At 37.3% G+C, this 24,220-nt stretch carries 19 protein-coding genes; 14 read left to right on the plus strand and 5 right to left on the minus strand.

Translation table 11 applies throughout. From position 1 onward, the window contains the following. Positions 1-16 precede the first annotated feature (16 nt). The 9 genes from MTO68_RS14840 (at position 17) to MTO68_RS14880 (ending at position 10,749) form a co-directional block, all read left to right on the plus strand. Positions 17-1,510 carry a TolC family protein gene (locus MTO68_RS14840; protein WP_244013116.1) on the plus strand — a complete coding sequence of 498 codons (1,494 nt, stop codon included), beginning with the start codon at positions 17-19 and terminating at the stop codon, positions 1,508-1,510. A gap of 13 nt (positions 1,511-1,523) precedes the next feature. Further along, entirely contained in the window at positions 1,524-2,774 is a 1,251-nt protein-coding gene (locus MTO68_RS14845; RefSeq protein ID WP_244013118.1) for an efflux RND transporter periplasmic adaptor subunit, read from the plus strand. A 2-nt stretch (positions 2,775-2,776) separates the two neighbouring features. Continuing rightward, entirely contained in the window at positions 2,777-3,910 is a 1,134-nt protein-coding gene (locus tag MTO68_RS14850; protein ID WP_034613636.1) for an ABC transporter permease, read from the plus strand. After that, complete coding sequence (locus MTO68_RS14855) at positions 3,903-5,012, plus strand: ABC transporter permease (protein ID WP_244013120.1); 1,110 nt, start codon at positions 3,903-3,905, stop codon at positions 5,010-5,012. Before MTO68_RS14850 ends, MTO68_RS14855 begins: the two co-directional genes overlap by 8 nt. A 277-nt stretch (positions 5,013-5,289) precedes the next feature. Further along, a complete protein-coding gene (gene gltP / locus MTO68_RS14860) occupies positions 5,290-6,579 on the plus strand; it encodes a glutamate/aspartate:proton symporter GltP (protein WP_004822623.1) in 1,290 nt (429 codons plus the stop codon). Between the two features lie 322 nt (positions 6,580-6,901). Continuing rightward, the gene (locus MTO68_RS14865) at positions 6,902-7,711 is read left to right on the plus strand and encodes a ChbG/HpnK family deacetylase (RefSeq protein ID WP_244013122.1); all 810 of its coding nucleotides are present in this window, start codon (positions 6,902-6,904) and stop codon (positions 7,709-7,711) included. An 11-nt stretch (positions 7,712-7,722) separates the two neighbouring features. Beyond that, positions 7,723-8,700 carry a glycosyltransferase family 2 protein gene (locus MTO68_RS14870; protein ID WP_244013124.1) on the plus strand — a complete coding sequence of 326 codons (978 nt, stop codon included), beginning with the start codon at positions 7,723-7,725 and terminating at the stop codon, positions 8,698-8,700. 4 nt (positions 8,701-8,704) lie between these two features. After that, positions 8,705-9,100: a GtrA family protein gene (locus tag MTO68_RS14875; protein WP_034613645.1), complete on the plus strand. Its 396-nt coding sequence runs from the start codon at positions 8,705-8,707 to the stop codon at positions 9,098-9,100. 5 nt (positions 9,101-9,105) lie between these two features. Beyond that, positions 9,106-10,749, plus strand: coding sequence for a glycosyltransferase family 39 protein (locus MTO68_RS14880; protein ID WP_244013125.1), 1,644 nt, complete (start codon positions 9,106-9,108; stop codon positions 10,747-10,749). Positions 10,750-10,769: 20 nt separating this feature from the next. On the opposite strand, the gene MTO68_RS14885 is transcribed toward MTO68_RS14880, so the two are convergent. Beyond that, positions 10,770-11,096: a hypothetical protein gene (locus MTO68_RS14885; protein ID WP_244013127.1), complete on the minus strand. Its 327-nt coding sequence runs from the start codon at positions 11,094-11,096 to the stop codon at positions 10,770-10,772. Between the two features lie 271 nt (positions 11,097-11,367). Here MTO68_RS14885 and MTO68_RS14890 point away from each other — a divergent pair, with 271 nt between their 5' ends. Further along, positions 11,368-11,655 (plus strand): hypothetical protein, encoded by a 288-nt coding sequence (locus MTO68_RS14890; RefSeq protein ID WP_244013129.1) that lies wholly within the window; start codon positions 11,368-11,370, stop codon positions 11,653-11,655. A gap of 153 nt (positions 11,656-11,808) precedes the next feature. Here the strand turns inward: MTO68_RS14890 and MTO68_RS23125 are convergent, their stop codons facing one another. The 3 genes from MTO68_RS23125 to MTO68_RS14900 all read right to left on the minus strand — a co-directional run bounded on the left by MTO68_RS23125 (position 11,809) and on the right by MTO68_RS14900 (position 17,003). Then, positions 11,809-11,934, minus strand: coding sequence for a KGW motif small protein (locus MTO68_RS23125; protein ID WP_004822645.1), 126 nt, complete (start codon positions 11,932-11,934; stop codon positions 11,809-11,811). 309 nt (positions 11,935-12,243) lie between these two features. Further along, the gene (gene purL / locus MTO68_RS14895; protein WP_244013131.1) at positions 12,244-16,077 is read right to left on the minus strand and encodes a phosphoribosylformylglycinamidine synthase; all 3,834 of its coding nucleotides are present in this window, start codon (positions 16,075-16,077) and stop codon (positions 12,244-12,246) included. Between the two features lie 185 nt (positions 16,078-16,262). Next, entirely contained in the window at positions 16,263-17,003 is a 741-nt protein-coding gene (locus tag MTO68_RS14900) for a hypothetical protein (protein WP_244013133.1), read from the minus strand. Between the two features lie 491 nt (positions 17,004-17,494). Between MTO68_RS14900 and MTO68_RS14905 the strand changes: the two genes are divergently transcribed. Genes MTO68_RS14905 through ruvB form a run of 4 tightly spaced genes read left to right on the plus strand, consistent with a single transcriptional unit; the run spans position 17,495 to position 21,128 of the window. Then, positions 17,495-18,835 (plus strand): deoxyguanosinetriphosphate triphosphohydrolase, encoded by a 1,341-nt coding sequence (locus MTO68_RS14905; RefSeq protein WP_244013135.1) that lies wholly within the window; start codon positions 17,495-17,497, stop codon positions 18,833-18,835. Next, positions 18,835-19,497 (plus strand): hypothetical protein, encoded by a 663-nt coding sequence (locus tag MTO68_RS14910; protein ID WP_244013137.1) that lies wholly within the window; start codon positions 18,835-18,837, stop codon positions 19,495-19,497. The genes MTO68_RS14905 and MTO68_RS14910 overlap by 1 nt, the downstream gene beginning before the upstream one ends. Positions 19,498-19,506: 9 nt before the next feature. After that, positions 19,507-20,109, plus strand: coding sequence for a Holliday junction branch migration protein RuvA (gene ruvA / locus MTO68_RS14915; protein WP_004724404.1), 603 nt, complete (start codon positions 19,507-19,509; stop codon positions 20,107-20,109). A 17-nt stretch (positions 20,110-20,126) separates the two neighbouring features. Next, positions 20,127-21,128 carry a Holliday junction branch migration DNA helicase RuvB gene (ruvB, locus tag MTO68_RS14920; RefSeq protein ID WP_004724408.1) on the plus strand — a complete coding sequence of 334 codons (1,002 nt, stop codon included), beginning with the start codon at positions 20,127-20,129 and terminating at the stop codon, positions 21,126-21,128. 105 nt (positions 21,129-21,233) lie between these two features. Here the strand turns inward: ruvB and MTO68_RS14925 are convergent, their stop codons facing one another. Beyond that, positions 21,234-23,420, minus strand: coding sequence for a TonB-dependent receptor (locus MTO68_RS14925; protein ID WP_244013138.1), 2,187 nt, complete (start codon positions 23,418-23,420; stop codon positions 21,234-21,236). Positions 23,421-24,220: the final 800 nt, after the last annotated feature.

Genomic DNA, 24,220 nt, shown 5'->3' on the forward strand with positions numbered 1-24,220 from the left:
GCTGATGATTTTTCAGATGAAATTTAAAACTTGCTATTCACTTAAAGCATTATCAAAATTGATACAAGTAAGCAGTTTTGCAGCCTTAAATACGGTCTTTGTATCTGTCACCTTTGCTGAAAATCTAAGCTATGTACAAGCAGAACAATATTTACTTGAAAATTCTTATACCACCCAAGCCAATCAAGCACTCAATCAAGCATCTAAACTTCAAGCAGAGGCTGTCAAAAATATTGGTCTACCTCGCATCGATTTAAATGTACGTGCCTATAAGTTTCATACTGAAACAGATATTCCGCTAAACGGGGTCAAAAATAATCTGGAACAGACGCTTTCACAAGGGGTGAATGATCGGGTTGATCAATGGCAATCTGAACAGAACATTCCATCGAATATCACAGATCCTTTAAAACAAGGACTAAACCAAGGAATTCATAGTGGTATTGGCTTAATTCCAGATACAGCCAATGTTGTCCTTGAAGATGAAGTTGTTCGCCCTACAGTTTCTGTGATGATGCCAATTTATACTGGCGGGATTACCTCGACAACAAAGCAGATTGCCAATTTAAAAGTTGAACGTAGTCAACTCGATGCTAAACAACAGCAAGATACACAACGTTTTGAAGTGATTCAGGCGTATTTTAATGTGCAATTACAACAACAGCTGTTCAATGCCAGTCAATTCAATCTGAGTGCAATGCAACAACACTATGACAATTCACTCAAACTTGAAAAACAGGGATTTATTAGCAAAGGACAGCGCATGCAATTTGAAGTTGCGCGCAATAATGCCCAGCGTTCAGAACAAAATGCTTCGGCAAATTTACAAGCCAGTCAGTTCCAACTTCAAAATTTATTGCATAAATCCAAAATTGATCAACTGACGACACCCTTATTTGTCAATCGTCAGCAAAGCCAATCACTCAACCAACTCCTTGCTTCTTATCCTGAAACTTCAAGCCTAGTTCGAAAAATGCAAATGGATACGCAGCTTGCCAATCAGAATGTCAAAATACAGAGCGCCGCAAAAAAACCAACCCTTTTTGCGTTTGGGGAATATAGTTTAGATCAAAACCAAAACTGGATTGTGGGTGTTGCTGCTCGCTACAACCTGTTTTCAGGGATTGATAAAAACAAAAATGTCCAAGCCGCTGAATTACAAAGATATGCAACAGAGCTTATGACAGCACGCACCCAACAAGAGATTGAGAATATTATCTACAAATCCTATAGTGAACTCGCCACAGCACAGCAGTCCAATCAATTACTGCAACAAAATGAACAAGCAGTGTTAGAGAATTTAAGAATCCAACAATTATCATTTAAAGAAGATATGGGCACCGCCACTCAAGTCATCGATGCACAGAATCAACTCAGCCTACTCAAAACAGAAAAAGCACTCAATGCCTATAAATACGTACTCTCTCTAGCAACTTTGCTACAAAGCCATGGTTCTATTGAACAATTTAAAGACTACGTCAATCAAACTAATACAGATTATATTCGTTAAGATGGAGCATAAAATGACAAAACAGCATGACCATCACAATGGACAAAATGATTCAACTTCGCAAGCTGATGCAAACTCAGATATTTCATCAAATGAAAATTTAGTTCATCCAGAAATGAATACACAAAACAATACAGATCCGACTGCTTTATCTGATACAGCTGTAGCACAACAACCTACAGCCGATCAAATTGAAGCTGAAAAACAGACACCAATCAGAGACTCAGCACAGGAACAAAGTGCTGCGACAAACATCAACGCTGATCAAAAACCTTCTAAAAAGAAAACAATTCTGGGCATTGGCGCAATAATTTTAATTCTATTATTGGGATTGATTGCGTTTGGTCTATGGAAAAGTTATCAACCTAAAACAGTCGATGTTCAAGGACGTGTTGAGGCTGAAACATTACATGTCAGCACTAAAGTTCCAAGTCGGATAGAAGGCATCTTTGTCAGCGATGGTCAAAAAATTGAAAAAGGACAACTGTTAGTTACTCTAAGTAGTCCAGAAATTGCTGCCAAAAAACAACAAGCACTGGCAAGTTTACAATCCGCCTTAGCCTTACAATCGACGGCAGACAGAGGTTCTCAACAAGAAAATATTGATACCTTATATGCCAATTGGCAAAGTGTAAAAGCGCAAGAAAATCTTGCAAAAACGACCTATCAACGTGGTGCCAACCTCTTTGCACAAGGGGTAATTTCGCGTCAACGCCGTGATGAAATGCATGCCGCTGCGCAATCAGCCACTCAAATGAGTGAAGCCGCTTACCAGCAATATGCGCGTGCAAAACGTGGCAGTACCGCTGAACAAAAATCTGGGGCTGATGCACAAGTCGAAATTGCAAAAGCCGCTGTTGCGGAAGCCAATGCTTTAGAGGCAGAAACCAAACTATATTCTCCTGTAAACGGCACTGTATCTAAAACTTATGGTAAACCCTCAGAACTGGTGGCTATTGGTGTCCCTGTTGTGAGTATTATTCAAGATGAAGAAAATTGGGTCAGTTTAAATGTCCGTGAAGATCAATACACCCAAGTTTATCAAGCAAAAAGCTTAGATGGTTTTATACCCGCACTCAATAGAACAGTGTCATTTAACATCAAAAATATAGATGCTGAAGGTGAGTTTGCAACTATTAAAACCACACGTCAGACAGGTGGATATGATATTCGTAGTTTTAAAGTCAAGCTTACACCCACTGAAGCCGTGCCTGAATTAAAAGTAGGCATGAGCGTGATCTTTAAATTAAAAGAGAGCCAATAAACATGTGGGCAGGCATGTTAAGAGAGCTTCAATATTTGCTCAAGCATAAATGGGATTTATGCTTAGTCACACTTGCCCCGCTCTTTGTGATTATTTTATTCAGTAGTATGTTTTATGCAGGAAAAGCTGAACATTTACCGATTGCAATTATTGATCAAGATCAGAGTGAACTGAGTCGCAATATAGAAAAGTATCTTAGTCATAATCACACGCTTTCAATCTACACAGTATCAGACAATCCCAATGAAGTTGAGCATCTGCTCAATCAGACCAAGATTTGGGGATATGTGCATATTCCAGCAGGTGCTGAACAACGCATGGTTCAAGCACAAGATGCACAGATCAGTATTGCTTTTAATCAGTCCTATTTTAGTATTGGTAATGGAATTTCTTCAGCAATGCTTCTCTCTACAGTTGAAGCCATTGCTGATTTTGCCAAAAATTCATATTTTGAAAATAAAATTCCTTATGCTGAACTTTCCACCGCAAATATAAAAATTTCTCCCCTGTTCAATCCCAATCTCAGTTATGAGTTCTACTTAGAACCCTTTATGATTCCAGCAATTTTGCACTTATTGCTGTGTTGTTGTGTGGCTTTTGCAGTGGGTCAAGAATTGAAATACGGCACTTTAAATCAATGGGTCCAAGACAAATCTGTATTGAATGCACTTTTGGCAAAAAATATGGTCTATGTGTTAATTTTCTGTTTTTGGACTTGGGTATGGCTGTTTTGGCTGGTGGTGATCCGAGGTTGGTTCATTGCTGGCAGTCTATGGATGATTTTACTTGGACAGTTCTTACTTTATTCAGCCTATGCACTGATCAGTAGTACCGTCGTTCTCGCAACTAAAAATTTATCTAAAACTTTTGGATTTATTGCAGTCTATGGTGGCTCCTCGCTGAGTTTTGCAGGCGTAACGCTTCCCTTAAATAATGCACCAATTTTTACCAAATTTTGGGCCAATATTATTCCCTATACACCTTATGCGAAATTACAAACTGAGCAATGGGTTGTTGGCAGTCCTAGTTTTATTTCGATGATTCCTCTAGCTATTCTTGCCGCATATTGTATTTTCTATTTTGCATTATCAAGTTTACTCCTCAATAAAAATTTAAAAGGAGTAAAACATGATTAAATTCTTTAAAGAGCTCGCTCGATACTATATAGACACTTTTAAAAATATTGGGAAAAACTCGTCTATTTTGACCACCATGGTGCTTTCAGTATTTTTTTATAGCATTTTTTATCCTACAGCCTATAAAGCACAAACGGCTGAAAGTTTGCCGATTATTATTGTAGATGAAGAACAAAGCTATCTGAGCAATACCATCATTACTGAAGTTTCCAAAAGTCACAATGTAAAAATCACTGAAATTACTGGAAATTTTGAACAAGCAAAACGGATGGTTCAAGAGCAAAAAGCCGATGGTATTTTATTATTACCTGAGAACCTATCCAATAGTGTGGTTCGAGGTGAGGCTGGTGGTATTGGTTTATATCTCAGTAGTGCTTATTTTCTTAAAACCAAACAGATTGGTTTAGGCTTAGCCACTGCAATTGAAAATGCGGTTGCAGAGCAAGCCGAAAGGTTTGGCAAAATTTCACATTTCCAAGTCGCGCTTCCGATCCATCAAATCCCGTTGTTTAACACACTTTCAGGATATGGCAGTTATATCTTTCCTGCAATTGCACCGCTGATCATTCACCAGACTATTGTTCTAGGTCTGTGCATGTTGATTGCGGGGTATCGTGAACGACGATGGCGAGCCACAACCGCTGAGTTTTTTGGAATCTATCTAGCAGCACTCACGATTGGTTGCCTCGGCTGCTATTATCTATTTGGTTTCACTTACTGGATCAATGATTACCCGAGAGGTGGCAATTTCTGGGGCATGCTGTTTTCCGTTCCGATTTTTATTAGTTGCGTGATTGCAATGGCAATGCTTTTAGCCAGCTATCTAGATATTTCAGAACGTGCTGGACATCTGATCGTTTTCACCTCAATTCCATTGTTTTTACTATCAGGTGCAGCTTGGCCCCTGCAAGCAATGCCAACTTGGATGCAGTATTTTGCTCACCTCTTCCCGTCCACTCAAGGGATTAATTTATTTATTCAGTTAAATCAAATGGGTGTGCCGATTCAGGTGATTATTCCTAAGTTAATTTATCTCGTATGCTTAACAGGAATTTTGATGATATGGGCATATATACGCCTAACGCAAACATATAAAAAATAAGAATAGTTGTGTGAAATTTAATTTATATAATGAATTAAAATTAACAATAAAATCGAATCTTTTAATCAAACTGAACTATTTTTAATCATTTGAACGCGTTTTTGATAAAAAAGTTAGTATTGCTGACGCAAATAGCGTCAGAATAGGCCATTTTCGAAATACTCTGAATACTCAGAATCTCCCACCCTAATGCACCCACATGCTTTAGCGGGATTTCTTTTGTGTTTTTTTGATAGAGTTTTCCTTTTCGCCAAAATCTGAATTTTAAGGGCTCAGTATGAAGAAAATGAGAATTAGCCTCGCTTGGCAAATTGTTATTGCGCTCTTCTTAGGTATTCTTGTTGGTGCTTTTTTGCACAACGCACCTGAAATTCGCGGTGACATCATTGCAAACTTTTTACAACCATTGGGTAAGATTTTCATTAATCTGATCAAAATGATTGTAATTCCACTTGTGCTTTCCATGCTGATTTTAGGAATTGCCAATGCGGGTGACAGTAAAAGTGTCGGTAAACTTGGGTTAAAAACCATTGTTTATTTTGAGATTATTACGACAGTTGCAATTATTGTAGGCTTAGTTGCTGCCAATGTATTCCAACCTGGTGCAGGCATTGATATGTCTACACTGACAACCTCTGATATTTCGCAATATAAAGAAACGACACAGGAAGTCAGCCATGAAGCTCATGGCTTAGTGAATACAGTTCTTTCACTTATCCCACCGAATATTTTTGCTGCAATGGGTGATGGGCACATGTTGCCGATTATTTTCTTTGCAGTCATTTTCGGTATTGGTCTAGGTTCATTGTCTAAAGAAACCAAGCAACCGTTAATTGACGTGTTAAAAGCTGTTTCTGAAACAATGTTCAAAGTAACTCACATGATCATGATGTTTGCACCATTTGGTGTATTCGGTTTGATCGCTGCGACTGTAGCAAACTTTGGTTTTAGTTCATTATTACCATTAATTAAACTTGCTGTTTTAGTTTATGGGGCAATCCTGTTCTTTATCTTTATTGTGCTTGGTTTTGTGGCTAGATTCTGTGGTTTCAGTATCTGGACAATTATCAAAATCTTAAAAGATGAACTTATTCTTGCCTACTCCACTGCAAGCTCTGAAACCGTTTTACCACGTATGATGGAAAAAATGGAAGCTTATGGTGCGCCAAAATCAATTACCAGTTTTGTCGTTCCTATCGGTTATTCATTTAACTTAGATGGTTCAACACTCTATCAAAGTATTGCTGCTATCTTTATTGCGCAACTTTACGGTATTGATTTAACCATCACTCAACAGCTTGTTTTGGTCTTGACCCTGATGATTACCTCTAAGGGTATCGCAGGCGTTCCTGGTGTGTCTTTCGTGGTTCTATTGGCAACTTTAGGCAGCGTGGGTATCCCACTAGAAGGCTTAGCATTTATTGCCGGTATTGACCGTATTTTAGATATGGCTCGTACTGTATTAAATGTGATTGGTAATGCACTTGCTGTACTCGTGATTAGTAAATGGGAAGGCAAATTCGATACTGAAAAACAAAAATCTTATAATTTTGATGCCACACATTAATTTTTAAGATAAATAAGAGCCACCTTCGGGTGGCTTTTTTTATACGCTATGGTTATCAAAATTTAAACGGTAAATTTACTTACAAAATAAATGCATATACTTGCTTAAACTGCAGATAAATAATTATTTTAATATTTTTATAAATTTCAAAAGCTTAGATTATAACAGTTGATTAGGCTTTTCTTGCTTAAAACGTTTTAAGTTCCGATTCAGGTTATTTTAAGTCATTTTTTTAATAGTAGCAGTCCAATATGTTCTAAGAACATGTGGAATACAATTTTGTTTAATTTTCAATCACTACAAACAATTGGAAGTGCTACACATGAAAATGATTTGTTATTGTGCTGATGATTTTGCATTGAATGATGAAATCAGTCATGCCGTATGTGTACTTCTTAAAAAAAATGCCTTGCAAGCAACATCTTGTATGACACAATCATCAATTTGGCATAAACACGCAAATAAATTACGTACGCTTAAAGCGGAGATAAATCATCCAATTGAAATTGGTTTACATCTTAACTTTACCCATTATTTTGACCATAGCAACTTCCTTTATTATCCACTTAATGAACTCATGTTAAGAGCATGGTCAAGAACTTTAAATAAAGAAAAAATAAGAACAAGTATAATTCAGCAATGGGAACTTTTTGTTGAAGCACTTGGTACACAGCCAAATTTTGTAGATGGACACCAACATATCCACCAATTTCCTGTCATTCGTGAAGTTTTAATCGATGTATTAAAAGAAAAAAACTTTAACGGGTGGATTCGCAATCTAGATCACACCATTTCTGTTCAAAAATATCAATTCAAAAGCAAAACATTAGAATATCTTGGTGCTAAAAAGACACTAAAACTTAATCAAAAAAATCATTTCAAAACGAATACTTATTTTGCTGGAATTTATGATTTCAAGAATGAAAATTATGCTGCACTGAATTATGAATGGCTAAAATCCGCTCAAAATGGGTTATTGATCATGTGCCACCCTGCTGCTGCTCAACCAAAAGAATTTGACGAAATCCAAGATGCTCGTATTGATGAGTACCAATATTTCAACTCTGAACAATTTTTTCGGGATTGTAAAACTTTCAATATTGAACTCCAACCAATAGGCCAAATGCTATGAGTAGAAATGCTATGAATAGATTAGAACCATTTATTTCATGTGTTGTGCCTGCATATAATGAGGCAGAAAATTTAAAAACATTTATTCCAGCTCTTGCAGCAACCTTGGAACAGCAAAAAGTTTCCTTTGAAATCATCGTGATTGATGATGGTAGCAAAGACAATACCATGACCGTGCTTGAAAGTATGTTGGATCGCTATCCGCTTAAAATTTTAGAACTGTCACGAAATTTTGGTAAAGAAGCCGCCTTAAGTGCAGGGCTAGATCATACAACGGGGAATCTAACCTTAATGATCGATGCTGATTTCCAGCATCCTCTTGATGCTATTCCCACCATGATCAATCTTTGGAAAAATGGTTATGACATGGTTTATGGAATTCGCAATAGAAATACTGAATCTAGGCTAAAACGTTTATTTACATATGTTTATTATAGAATTCTCAATTTAAGTTCAGAAGTCGTTATTCCTGAAAATGCAGGCGATTTCCGCTTATTAGATGAAAAAGTCGTAGAAGCGATTAAAACACTTCCCGAGAAAAACCGTTATATGAAAGGTTTATATGCGTGGGTCGGCTTTAAATCAATTGGTATTCACTTCTCTGAGTTAGAAAGAAAAAATGGTCAATCAAGCTTTAACTTCAAGGCTTTATTTAACCTTGCCCTTTCAGGACTTACAGGATTTTCTAATCTTCCATTAAGAGCGTGTATCGCATTTGGAGCTTTGTTGGCACTTTCTTCGGTTTCCTATGGCTTCTATATTATTTTTGAGACTTTAGCCGAAGGTATAAAAGTCCCAGGTTGGGCAACATTAATTGTTGAAATCAGCTTATTGGGCGGTATTCAATTATTATTTATTGGAATATTGGGGGAATATATCAGCCGAATTTATACGGAAACAAAAGATCGACCTCGTTATATTGTTTCCAATAAATACTCCAATACGAAGTACCTTCATTACACACCTTCAAATAAAAATAAAATCTTTTAAAAATATGGTTAATTCAAATATTTATGCATTTTCAAAGTTTTGTATCGTTGGTGGCGCTGCAGCATTAACACATTATTTGGTGTTAATGCTGCTTATCCACCTCACATCAATAACACTTGCGTTAGAGAATTTAATCGCGTTCAGCATTGCATTTTGGGTGAGCTACTTTGGGCATCGCATTATTACCTTCAATGCACAAAAAACTCGACATATACATGTATTACCCAAATTTTTACTTGTTGCTTGTCTAGGTTTTATCTTTAACGAAGCATTCCTACTCACGACCCAGCATTTTTTCCATGCTGAAAACTTATCAACTCTTATCATTTTAACTATTGTGATTACAGCAATTTTTACATTTTTTTTAAGCAAGTTTTTTGCTTTTAAATTTTCAGGATAAGCGCCATGAAACCTATTTTTCGTTCATCTAAAACTTTGCTGATTTGCTTATCACTTTGGTTACTCATCTCAGTTTTTATTCGCCCAATGTCTGTGCCAGATGAAGGACGCTATGGGGATATTAGCCGCTGGATGTATGAAAGTGGTGATTGGTTAATACCACGATTAAATGGTATTCCATTTATGCATAAACCACCCTTACTACACTGGTTAACAGCAAGTTTAATGGAAATATTTGGTTCACATGTTTGGGTTGCTCGTCTAGTTCCTGCATTTGCTGGCATTATCATTTTGGTCAGTTTATTTGTTTTTACTAAGAAACATGTGAATGAAAGTATTGCCCAAATTTCGACTGCTATTTTAGCAACTGGGTTATTATTTTATGGCTGCGCTGAATACATTAATCATGACATATTAGTTGCATCTTGGATTAGCTTAACAGTATTTTGCTTTGCAGATTTCATCCTCAGTGGTAAAAGAAATATTTTATTCCTCGGTTATTTTGCATGTGCATGTGCATTTTTAAGTAAAGGATTAATTGGTGTACTGATTCCAGGAATGGTTATTCTTCCTTGGATGATTTACATAGGACAATGGAAAAAAATCCCAGCAGTTTTAAACCCGTTTGGTCTCTTGTTATTTGCGCTAATTGCTTTGCCTTGGGTATTTATCGTTCAACAACATTATCCAAACTTTTTACACTACTTTTTTATTGAGCAACAATTTAGTCGATTTAACTCTGGCGAATTTAATAATAAACAAGGTTGGTATTTTTATGCTGCCTTACTGTTTGTGAATTTTTTACCAATCATACTCGCTAATGGCTTCAAATTTTCGAGCACCGCCATTCGCGCACAAACAACCCAACCTATTTTTAGTTTACTCGTCTGGTGGGCGTTGTCCGTTTTGTTGTTCTTCTCGATCCCACCATCGAAACTTGCAGGTTATATTTTACCCTCAATTGCCCCATTTACAATGATTTTCGCACTTATGACAAATCGAATCATTGAAGAAAATAAATTGAGCAAGTTCCAAGTTTATGTACTTCCAACATTACTATTTGTATTGGCGAGTAGCTTAGTCGTTGCCCCATTTACCATGCATCGAGATATTGGCTTTTACTCCGCTGAGAAAAATCAAATTTTCGCAGTTGCAGGAATTGTGATGATTCTCTGCGGTATCTTAATCGTCTTGTTTAAAAAACATAAAATTGATTTTTTCACCTTTATTGTTGCTTGCATGATGCTGCTATGTAGTATGGCAAGTAGTAGCGTGCAATTCTTTGATGTTAAATCTAACTCAAATCAGGTTAGTTTTGTTCAAGATATTCCAAAGAATCTACCTATCATTTTTTATGATAATTATTTCTATGATGTTCCTTTCTTATTGAATCTCAAAAATCCTGTTTATGTTGTAAAAGATTGGTCAAAAGTAAATACTGATAGTTCCTCGCTTGAACTTAAAGATGGCTTACTTTTTGAAGCTAACAAAGCGCAGTATCTTTGGAAGTTTTCACAATTTAACCAAGCAATTAAATCTAAGCAAAAATTGGTCGTCTTTGCAAAAGCTGGAGATTTAAAATTAGATAAGTTGCAGAATCAATATCATGTTCAACACAGCCGTAATTTTGATATTTTTATTATAAATTAATTGTGATTTTCTCTAATTAATTAACAAAAATAAGGAAACTCTCTTGATGGATTGTTTCCTTTGAGCAATATTATTTTCATTTTTGAATCTGAAGCTATCTTAATAAATTCTTGGGTTAAATAACCATCTTTTGCAAGACATACATTCCAATCGTAAACTTGCATCCCATGAATCATTAAGCTTTCAACTTTCCATTCGGCCCGTTTTTCAAAATTCACTATCCCCAATTTATTTGTGAACTTTTCATCATATTGATCAGCTATTTTTGCAGGATGTACTGCCGTTACTAACACGACTTTTACATCAGGAATTGCTACTCCCTGCTCATTTACAACAGTCACAGTCACTTGAGGCTTCTGTGTTTTGTATATCGGATAACAGCTAGTTAAAGAAATCAGTATTGGTATTAGAAATATGCTTCTTTTCATAAACTCATCTATTTAAATTTTTTGATTTTTCTAAATTAATTCTCTCATATTAATACTTTTTTTGTTTATTTTCATCATCTGGCATTTTTTGTATTCCCATAAAAAAGCGAGCCACATAAGACGGTTTATATTTACTTTAAATTATTAAATAGCTACCTTTATATTTTTAGATTTCATAGAAGAAAGACCAATGAGAAACAGCTATTTAATTGCAGTCATGCTATCAACTATATTTTTAAGTCAAGCACATGCTAAAAACGAGGATGTTGCACAATCTTCCAAATACATTCCTAGTGGTGGAGAGGCTGAGATTGTATCTTTTGATGCTGTTCAAGAGGCAGCTTTAGAACCTGAAAATGTTGATTTCGACATCTCAACAAGTACCGCTGCTTTAGATGCAGCGGCAACAGCCGCTGATGCTGCCGAAGCTGCTGAACGAGAAGCACAAGCAGCAGAAAAATCATCTAAATCAAAATAAATATAAAGTGCTATTTACAGTAAACATGTAAATAGCTTGCTCTTGAATTTATCTCATGACCATATTGTTATCAGAGACACAAAAACCACAATAAAGTGGCTTTTGTCATTAGCATTTAAAATTATCAATCAGAAAACGTACTCGTTTCTTTAGCTATGCAATTAAATACGCACTGAGAATAATCAGCATTTGTACAGCTAAAATAACACTAAACCATTTCCAGCCTTTTTGGCGAAGGATGACCTTATCTGCTGTTGAATAATTGACTGTTCTTATCATTTTATCACCTCATTCTTGCTACATCATGGAACATCTTTGGGGCAAAACATCGGTCTTTTAATAGACAATGTATAACATGCAAAAAATAAACCAACGTTAAAACTGTAACTAAAATTATCTTATACTTATCTATATAATTAACTTGATATAAATCAACTCATTTTGATGTTTCATTATTTAATCATACATAGTGCCGCTATCACGTGGCAGCATAAATCTCACCATTGAGTGGAGATAATGAAAATATTGATCAGTTTAAAAACAAAAAAGCCCCTTACGGGGCTTTTTTAATCTATTGGTCTAGTCTAATTAACCAATAAACTTACGCGCATTACGGAACATACGTAACCATGCACCATCTTCAGTCCACTCTTCAGGCTTCCAAGAGTGCTGAATTGCACGGAAATTACGTTCAGGATGCGGCATCATAATCGTTGCACGACCATCTTTTGAAGTCACCCCAGAAATCGCTTCAGGAGAGCCATTAGGGTTCAATGGGTATTGTTGAGTTGCATTACCCAAGCTGTCTACATAACGTAAAATTACTTGGTTACCCGCATTTAACGCAGCAAAGTTTTCAGCAGAAGTTTCTGCACGACCTTCACCATGTGCAACAGCGATTGGTAAAATAGAGCCTTCCATACCTTCTAGAAGAATCGATGGAGATTTCTCAACTTTCACATTCACAACACGTGCTTCAAATACTTCTGAAGTATTACGGCGGAAACGTGGCCAGTTGTCTGCACCCGGAATAAGAGGTGCAAGCTGAGCCAACATTTGACAACCATTACAAATACCTACAGAGAAAGTATTGTCACGGTTAAAGAATTTCTCAAATTGATCACGAAGTTTAGGATTAAACAGCACAGACTTAGCCCAACCACCTCCAGCACCTAAAACATCGCCATAAGAGAAACCACCACAAGCAACCAAACCTTCAAAGTCGTCTAAATCTACACGACCTGAAAGTAAATCACTCATGTGAACATCAACCGTATTAAAACCAACTTTATCGAATGCCGCAGCCATTTCAACATGACCATTTACGCCTTGTTCACGTAAAATCATCATGTTTGGACGGCGTTCATTGATATAAGGTGCTTCAACAGGCTCATTTAAATCAAATGTTAGTAATGCAATTATACCTTTATGGTTTTTATCAGCAATTAATGCAAATTCTGAATCAGCGGTTTCTACGTTATCACGTAAACGTTGAATTTGATGAGACACTTCAGTCCAAGCTTGTTGCAATTCAGCACGATCAAGTACCAAACCGTTCACTGACAATTTATCAGAATCATTGACAGTACCAACAACGCGAATCGCTTCTCTTAAACTAGAAGTTGCAACTTCATCTGTCAAACTTGCCCAGTCTGCTTTAGAAATTTGCAATACTGCGCCGATTTCTTCAGCAAATAAGCTTTCATTAGATTGATCTTCAAGTGCTACACCTAAGCGTGAAGCAAACATCATTTCAGCAACAGTTGCCAATAAGCCACCATCACCGATGTCATGATATGCCTTGATCAAACCGCGATTATTCCAATCTTGAACCAATGCAAAGAATGCTTTGAACTCATCAAAGTTATCAACATCAGGTGTAACAGAACCAATTGCCTTATACACTTGTGCAAGGATCGAACCGCCTAAACGGAACTGACCTTTAGATAAATCAATACGTACCAGAACTGAATCTTCATTTTTCAATTCAGGTGTCAATGTTTTACGAACATCCAACACAGGTGCAAATGCAGTGATGACACCAGACATTGGTGAAGTTACAGATTTATCTTCGCCTTCGTCATTCCAAGTCGTACGCATTGACAATGAGTCTTTACCCACTGGAATTGCGATACCCAATGCAGGACACATTTCCATACCAATGGCTTTTACGCCTTCGAATAATGCTTGATCTTCACCTTTTTGACCTGCGGCCGCCATCCAGTTAGCAGACAGTTTAATATCGCTGATCTGTTCAATATTGGCACACATGATATTGGTGATGGACTCAGCCACAGCCAAACGTGCCGAAGCAGCAGGATTTAACAATGCAACAGGAGGACGTTCACCCATTGCCATTGCTTCACCAGTATAGCCTTGTAAGCTTGTTGTAGTTACCGCAGCATCCGCAACAGGAACTTGCCAACGGCCGACCATCTGATCACGCGATACCATACCCGTGATTGAACGGTCACCAATAGTGATTAGGAATGATTTTGAAGCCACTGTCGGGTTTTTCAATACACGGAAGATCGCATCTTTTAAATCGACTTTAGATGCATCGAACTCGTCACCTTTACGTTGGATCGTTTCGTATGAACGGCTCATACGTGGCGTGCCACCAAGCATGACTTGCATTGGCATATCCACTGCTTTGTTTTCAAACAATGGATCGTTTACAGTTAATTGACGTGCTTCAGTCGCTTCACCCAATACCGCAAATGGGCAACGTTCACGTGCACAAATCGATTCAAATAACTCTAATGATTCTGGTTTGATGGCAAGCACATAACGTTCTTGCGCTTCATTTGACCAAATTTCCATTGGCGACATGCCAGGTTCAAGCGATGGGATTTTACGAAGATCAAGAGTTGCACCCAATTCGTGATCATTCACAAGTTCAGGCATTGCATTGGAAACACCACCCGCCCCTACATCGTGTACAGATACGATCGGGTTAAAGTCTTCCATTCTCCAACATGCATCAATCACTTCCTGACAACGACGCTCCATTTCTGGATTTTCACGTTGTACAGAAGCAAAATCTAGGTTTTCACCCAATTTACCACTATCTACAGAAGAAGCTGCGCCACCGCCCAAACCAATGAGCATTGCAGGGCCACCCAGTACAATCAGTAAATCGCCTGGCTGAATTGCATCTTTTTCAACATGGTCAGGACGGATATTTCCGTAACCACCCGCAATCATAATCGGCTTATGGAAACCTTTTACTTCGCCATTAACATTTTGCTCAAAAGTACGGAAGTAACCATTTAACGCAGGGCGACCAAACTCGTTGTTAAATGCTGCACCACCTAAAGGACCATCAATCATGATCTGAAGTGGTGATGCCATACGAGATGGTTTACCGTAGTTTTCTTCCCAAGGCTGTTCAAAACCGGGAATATTAAGGTTAGAAACCGTAAAGCCCGTTAAACCCGCTTTTGGTTTACCACCACGGCCTGTTGCACCTTCATCACGAATTTCACCACCAGAACCTGTCGCAGCACCTGCAAATGGAGCAATTGCTGTTGGATGGTTGTGGGTTTCCACTTTCATGAGAATGTGAGCAGCTTGGCTCTTGTATTTATAAATATGGTGGCCCGTAGCTTCATCTTTTTTCGGATAGAAACGCTGTGTGTCAAAACCCACAATTACAGAAGCATTATCTTTATATGCTGACAAAACATCTGTAGGTGATTCTTTGTAAGTGTTTTTAATCATTTGGAACAATGATAATGGTTGTTTTTCACCATCAATTGTCCACTCTGAACCAAAGATTTTATGACGACAATGTTCTGAGTTTGCTTGAGCAAACATCATCAACTCGATGTCGTGTGGATTACGCCCCATCTTATTAAATGCTGCGGTTAAATAGTCAATTTCTTCATCTGACAAGGCAAAGCCAAACTCAGAGTTTGCTTTAACCAGTGCATCTTTACCTTGCCCCAAAATATCAATTGAGTTTAAAGGCTTAGGCTCAGTTTCAGAGAATAAAGCTGTTGCGTCATCAATTTTATTGAAAACGCTTTCTGTCATACGGTCATGTAAAATTTGTTTTACTGCATCAGAGATTTCAGAAATCCCCTTTAAAGTAAACAAAACACCGCGTTCTAAGCGGTGTACAGGTGTATTACAGTTGGCAAAAATATCGGTTGCCTTAGATGACCACGGTGAAATTGTACCGACACGTGGCGTGACTAAAATCTGGACTTCGTCACTTGCAGCCTGACGAACTTCAAACGATGCGCCATCGTTTAAAAGCTGTAAAGCAGATTGCTGTTGTTGCTCGTTGAGCGTTTGGTCGAAAAGGTAAACCCATTGGCTTTCTATTGATTGAACAGAACTGATCGACGCAAGGCGTGTTAATAGTTGTGTTTGCTTAAAAGAAGAGTGTGCAGGTGCACCGGCAACGATAAACATGCTGTTTTTGGCTCCACGGGCAGGTTTTGGCAACCTACCTCAATGTGACTTGAAGAGAGCGCATATTCTACTGTGAAAGCAAGATTTCAGCTAGTCATATCCCACTTAAAAAACGCTGAAATCTTGGTTTTAAATATCCGATTTACTTTGACTTTCGCCTTTAAACATGATTCGTAACAATTGAATTATTGAGCTGTATAATGAAACTCACCCGTTTTAGGATCTTCTTTCGCAATGATTCCGCTTTTTTGATAAAAGACTTTTCCACAAGAAATCTCAGGATCGATTTCGCCATCAATATCATAGGATAATCGGACATTGATATGTTCTAAATATGGGTTTTGAGATGCAGAGTCAATGAAAAATACATCTAAACTTTCCATGTTATAGCACACATAGATTTTTTCAGGATGCGAGTTTTTATTCAGATCAATTGTATAGGTATGATCTGCATTTTGAGTCATTCGATCAAGCTTGAGGGCCACCGCATTAACCAAATCGCCACTTTTATTGATCGCATACGCATAGTTTGCCGCATCATTTTTATAAGCTTCGTTGCAGTTTTTAATTGGTTGCCCAATTTTCACCTTGCTAGGTGTAAGATCCTCTATTGTAAATTTAGCTTTTCCATTCAACATACTGCTTGGTAAGATGCTCCAATACTGTTTATTTTGCGCATTTGGATCATCTGTCCAAATACAATTATTTGTCAGATGACCATCTGGCGTTTCTTGAAAAGCAAAAGTCGCGAAAGCTTGATCTACTGCTTCAGGCTTCGCAGGAATGCTTTCTTCAATTTCAGCTTTGCTCACTTCAATCTTTTTCTGAGTTTCGATTTCTTTGTTCTGATTGGATAGATTTTTATCAGTTGGGCTACACCCTGCAAATAGAATAATCATAGTTAATAAGAAGAAATTTTTATTCATGCTTTACTCTTTTTTTAATGATACAAGGACAATGTTTATTCATTTTAACTGTTTATAGGGATAAACATATTAACTTTAATCATTGAAATTTTCCTAATGTTTGGACTATCTAGATTATAAATTGGTTTACTGATCATTCTAAAATTTACTGCTCAATATTTAGTGAATAAAAAAGATCAAAAATTAACAGGCGATTGTATTATTGGATAATTTTTAGGTGATGGTGAACAGCTTTTAATTCGCCTTGATTCTGAAAAACCTGATTATGGCTCTGTTGTTGTCGTGAATCCAATTAAAACGAGAGATGATTGGTTTAGTGTTGAAGCCAACTTTTATAACTTCATTGTGAATTATTTTAAATATAAGGGTGAAAAATACTGGGAAAATATTTCTCAAATATAAACCGACCAAGACAACTTATGTCGCTCGCCCCTAGTACATTTTCAATAAATTTGGCATCATACGATTAACGAAAGAATGAATAATGATAAATGACTCAAATGCGTTGGTTAGAACTCCTTTCAACAGTTCGTTTAGGTAGTAAAAAGCAAAGTACAGAACAGGCACGAAGTCCATTTCATAAAGATTATGACCGCATTATATTTTCGCAAAGTTTTAGACAACTCAATCGTAAAACTCAAGTCCATCCACTAACCCAACATGATGGTATTCATACACGGCTTACGCACTCTTTAGAGGTGTCATGTATTGGGCGTTCTTTGGGAATGCTCGCTGCTGAAAAAATCCAAAATGAACTCCCCGTTTGGATCTCTCCAGCAGATGTAGGGGCGATTATTCAAGCCGCCTGTTTAGCACATGATATCGGTAACCCACCCTTTGGACATGCTGGTGAATATGCGATTCGTGAATGGTTTGATGACGCTGCACATACAAATTTTTTACAAGACCTCAGCCCTGAACAACAAGCAGATGTACGACAGTTCGAAGGTAATGCACAAGGTTTAAGACTGCTTACTAAAATTGACTATCATCCTCATGATGGAGGTATGCGTCTTACTTACGCAACGTTAGGAGCTTACTTAAAGTATCCTTGGCTTTCTAAAACCATCGAATCTCAAGGGAATACTCCTGCAAGCAAACGGGCTAAATTTGGCTGTTATCAAGCTGAAAAAGAAATTCTTAAACAGATTGCAGATCAACTCGGTTTAATTCAATTGGGTGAATATCATTGGTGTCGTCATCCACTGACGTATTTACTAGAAGCTGCTGATGACATTTGTTATGCCTTAATTGATTTAGAAGACGGCATTATTCTCAATATGCTCAGCTATGAAGAAGTTGAACCTATTTTTCTTGATTTATTAGGAGATTATGGCGTTCCCGCTGAACTCAGTATGCCATATATGACTTGGCAACAAAAAATTGCCGCTTTGCGTGGTCGTGTTATGAAACGTTTGGTCGATGAAGTAACTACTGCTTTCGCAAAACAACATTATCAAATTTTGTCAGGCCAGCTAAAAGGTTCATTACTGCAATACTGTGCTGAAGATATTGAGATTGGGATTGATCGAGCAAAAAACCTTGCCCGTGAAAAAATTTTTGAACACCCGCAAAAATCAGGTTTGGAAATTATTGCCCATCAGAGTTTACAGCATATTTTAGATGCTTTTATTCCCCTTACGACACCGAATAAAACATTAAGTTTTAAAGATGGTCGTTTACTGTCTATTTTAGAACGGTTTGGTGCACGCTTTAGTGATCATCACTATGACAATATTATGCAAGTCTTAGATATTGTGAGTAAATTTTCAGACCATCAAGCCTATAACTTAGCGCAAGAACTCCAAGGTAATAAAGTAGGATTCTTTTGATGAAACGGTTTGTAGATGATGGAATCACATTGAATAGATTTTCTCGGCAACCTATTTTAGTAGAATGTCCATTTTGTTTAAAAAATGCCACCGTCTATACGAAAAAAATTGATGATGTTGATTTCGAGCAACCCTTTTTTAATTGCCAAAATTGTTGTAAATCATTTGACCAAAAAGCCAAACAGGAAAATAACTTAGGCTATTTCTCTGGGGTTTATTTAGATATTGAAGAAACTTGTCGTTGTAAACGTGGAAAATTTCAGTTTCATCAATACTATGCAAAAAAGAGTTTTGTTCCTCAATTTATTGAATTGAATTGCAACTTTTGCCCAATTTCCAAACGGATCTATCCTAACCAATTTGATATACGCAAACAATTTAATCGCGGCTTCAATACAGATCCTTATTTTGGTTATTGCCTAACACTATGTGTAGCAACAAGAAATGGACTTGTTTTCGCCTATAATCAAGAACATATTAACTGTTTAAAAGATTATATTTCTGCAAACCTTAGACAAAGAACTTATTTAAATACCAATAAAACCTATTTTAATCGTTTACCTGCTTGGATAAAATCTGCCCGAAATCGCAAAGAAATTCTTAAAGCAATTTTGCGTTTAGAGCAAATGGCATCTACTATTCAACCATTAACAAATAAGTGAACAAACTCAATGATCGGATGTCTTATTGGTGAAGTCTTAGCTTTAGAAGCACCTACCGTACTTTTAAATGTAAATGGCGTGGGTTATGAGATCGACACGCCACTCTCAACATTTTGCCAATTACAAAAAGGTCAAAAAGTTACCTTATGGACACATTTAGCCGTCCGTGAGGATGCTCAATTGCTATATGGCTTCTCTAATGCTCAAGAAAAAACCATCTTTCGCACCCTGCTAAAAGTGAATGGTGTCGGTCCTAAAATGGCTTTAGGCATTCTATCTACACTCAGTGTCGAAATGTTGGTACATACTGTTGAGAATGGTGATGTCAAAACTTTAGTTAAAGTCCCTGGCGTTGGTGCGAAAACAGCCGAACGTTTAATGATTGAACTTCGTGATCGCTTTAAAGCCTTTGCTACAGGGACCACACCGAGTAATTCAACTTCAACTCAAATACAATTTACGGGTAATTCTGCTGTTGCAGAAGCTGAAGCGGCATTGCAATCTTTAGGTTATAAACCTTTGGAAGCACAAAAACTGATTAATGCCGTGAAAGCAGACTATACTGAAGCAAGCGACATTATCCGTGCTGCACTTAAATCCATGAATAAATAAGACAGATTAAGACACTCATGCAAGACCGTTTAATCAGTGGGGCTGAAAAACCCGAAGATCATTTTGATCGTGCCATTCGTCCAACCTCTTTGGATGATTATATAGGCCAACCTGTTGTACGAGAGCAAATGGAAATCTTCATTGGTGCTGCTCGTGGTCGTGGTGAAGCACTTGATCATACCTTGATCTTTGGCCCACCCGGTTTAGGTAAAACCACATTGGCCAATATTATCGCCCGTGAAATGGGGGGAAATCTTAAATCTACCTCTGGCCCAGTACTGGAACGTGCAGGTGATTTGGCTGCAATGCTGACCAATCTGGAAGAAGGTGATGTGCTATTTATCGATGAAATTCACCGCCTCTCTCCAGTGATTGAAGAAATTCTTTATCCTGCGATGGAAGATTACCAACTCGACATCATGATTGGTGAGGGCCCTGGCGCACGTTCGATAAAATTAGACTTACCACCATTTACCTTAGTTGCTGCGACAACACGTGCAGGTCTACTCACCTCACCTTTGCGTGATCGCTTTGGAATTGTGCAACGTTTAGAATTTTATTCAGTTGAAGATTTGACCCATATTGTGGCACGTTCAGCGTCATTAATGAATGTTCCCACAACAGCAGACGGTGCAAAAGAAATTGCTCGTCGTGCGCGTGGTACTCCGCGTATTGCTAACCGTTTGTTACGTCGTGTCCGTGACTATGCACAAGTTAAAGGTACGGGTGAAGTCACTCAACACATGGCACAACGTGCATTGGATATGTTAAATGTTGATAAAGATGGTTTAGATACATTAGACCGTCGTTATTTATCGATGTTATTAGAGCGTTTTGATGGCGGCCCTGCTGGTGTTGAAGCTTTAGCTGCAGCAATGGCTGAGGATTCAGGCACCTTAGAAGATGTGATTGAACCCTATTTGATTCAGCAAGGTTATGCTATGCGTACTGCTCGTGGGCGTATTGCAACCAACCAAGCCTATTTACAATTTGGGATGACACCACCTGAACCAAAATAATCAATACAAAGGAATATTCAATATTCCCTTGTGTATTTTATAGTTTTATATAGAAAAGCCCTATACAAATAGGGCTTTTCTAATGCTAATCGAAGATAAGTTTTATTAGAATTTAAACGTTGTGCTCAATTGAACACGGCGCCCTTCTTGAGTATTTTTATACCGATTAAAATAGTCTGCGCCTACTTTTTGATAATCAACAAAGTTTTTATCAAAGACATTATATAAACCCACAGCAATATCCCACTGATTATTTACATTAAAATTTGATCCCATATGCATCAAACCGTATGCTTTATAATCACCTAATGCATCATAAACTTCTTGGTTAACTTGAGGTAGACTATTATAATAATCTGGTGTAAAACGCGCACGTTCACTCCGGTATTCACCTCGCGCCCATAATTGGATTTTATCATCCGCTTGCCATTTTAATGATGCATTGATCATATGTTTAGGCGTATCGTTTAATGGTGGATTACCACTCGCTTTGTCCTTAATTTCTGCCTCCGTCCATGTATAGTTCAGGCCAAATTTCCAAGTCGGTACAAACTCCCAATTTAAGCCTGTTTCAATACCATAGCTTTCTGCTTTTTGAGCATTGATCGGACGAGTAATATTCCAAGCACGTTTGTCAGTATCTCCAGCTTGCATTAGCCATGGTGTACCAAGTCTTGCCATTTCTTTTTCACAGTCAGCTTTAGTAAGATTGGCATCACAGGTTCTTTCCACTGGTCCATTAATTATCTTATCTTTAATCTGACTGAAAAATGCTGTGATGTTAGCATCAAAATTGGAACCGTTATTAAAATAAGTACCCAGCTCAAAGTTATTACTTGTTTCAGGTTTTAAATTTGGGCTACCAAAAAGAGGAGTTCGTCCTTGTCCGCCAACATTATAAATCCCATTGGTCAGGCGCTCTAAGCGAGGCGCTTTATAGCCCTCACTATAGCCACCTTTAAATGTCCAATTGTCATTTGCATTCCAAACTAAATATGCTCTAGGTGTCCAAAAACTACCAAATGTATCATGATTGTCAAAACGTAAACCCGTTGTTAAAGCTAGATCTGGGGTAAGTGCCCATGTATCTTCAGCAAAAAGACCCAATTGCTGAAACGACACCTCCTTATTTACCCTTAATCCGTCTTTAATACTTGCATCCCACCATTGCCCACCAAGGGTAATATTGTGTCCTTTAAAATATTGAGTGGCCAATTTAGTATCAAAAATCGTATCCTCACTTTCTAAAAGACGCGGTGTGATCACATTTGAACCTGCTTGAGCACGTGCGGGAATAAGGCGACCAATTGTTTCAGTTTGAGTATTGCTTATACTTGATTCCAAGGTCCCAATTTTATTGCGCCATGTGTGTACAAGTGTTAGCCGATCTCTATTAAATTCTTTCGATTTATCATAACCACCATTTGCACCAAGCGTACCAAGTTGACTCTTACTGTTGTCATACCATTGTTCAGTTTTTTCATATTCTACCGAGAGATCGTGTTGTTTAGTTGGGGTAAATGTTACACGTGCCCCTATAGTTTCTAAATCTGATTTGGTTGGGTTATCCCCCCTGTTTAGCTCTACCGAATTATCATTTACATCGAGATACCCCACATTGGACTGACTCCGTTGAGCCTTTCGTGCACGAAGCTGCACTCCCAATAAATCCTGAACAATGGGTCCACTAAGAAAAGCATCTGCTGCACGATGGTTACCAAAATCAGAACTGTTTGGCAGTAAAGTCCCTTCTAATGTGATAGAGCCTGTCCATACATTTGAAACTTTTTTTGTAATTATATTGACCACGCCACCCATGGCATCAGAACCATACAATGTAGAAGCTGGTCCTCGAATAATCTCAATTCGTTCAATTGCTGAGATTGGAGGAATAAAACTGTTATTTGACTCACCAAAACCATTTGGTGCAATATCTCCAGTACTGTTCTGACGGCGACCATCAATCAAAACCAGAGAATATTCCGCACTCATACCACGAATCCGAATATTTAATCCCCCGGTTTTTCCTTCCATAAGACTGACATCAACCCCCTCTACATCAACTAAAGCATCTGCGATAGAGTTTATACGTTTGCCTTTTAGATCTTGTGCGGTGATCACAGTAATACTTGCCGGTGCATCTTTTAGTTTTTGCTCATAACCCGCAGCAGAAACAACAATCGTTGAAAGTTGTTGTGTAGCATCGGATTCTACCTTGCTATTTGCAAAGGCTGAAGTTGTTGTAATTCCTAAAAGTGCGATTGAAATAGGACGAAGGTTAAACTTACTCATAAATAGAATTCCAGTAGATGGACGACATAAACAATTGAAAACAAATAAAACATCTAAATATGAATGATAAGAATTATCATTTGCAATAAAAAGCATACAAAAAACAACAAGCATAGTAAAGAGTTATTACACATTAATTTAATTAAAACTTAATAAAAAACTTTTGTTGGTTTTAATAGGCTGATTTAATTACATCAATCTCATTAAAAATTTGTTATTTAAAACAAATAAGTTATTGTTAATATTTGATTTTATTATTTTATAAAATTCTCTTTGATACATCCTTTTCAATCAGTTCCGGATATAAACGCCTACACTCAATTGGCTGCTCATAAGTAGTTCAAAGATAAAAACACCAAAGCATCATATAACCATGCTGGTTATTTAAACAATTACAAAAAAATAATTTTGGAATGAATGGGCTTTGTCGAGCGTTGAAGTTATGAAATATAGAACGGATATTCAATTGACATCATTTATTTCACGCTGCAAATACAGATTGGCATACATTTTGGATTGATGAGTTTTTCTTATTGTACGTTTAAAACTTTAAATTTATAAAAAAGCCAATTCAATGTTAATAATTTAATAAAAGGACAATTGCTAATCTTGACTGAGCAACACAAAAAAGGAATCAAATTGAGTGAACTTGCATGGAATGTGAGTTTAGAAAAAATTTAACAGTGCATATACCTAAAGCTCATTCGAGAGTCTTTTATACAAATATTCAAACTCGCTGATATTGATCGTTATCGCCCGAAAATCAATATTTTCAACATGGATGTACTGGTTTCATAATC

The organism is Acinetobacter sp. NyZ410, assembly GCF_022828975.1.
GTDB lineage: Bacteria > Pseudomonadota > Gammaproteobacteria > Pseudomonadales > Moraxellaceae > Acinetobacter > Acinetobacter guillouiae.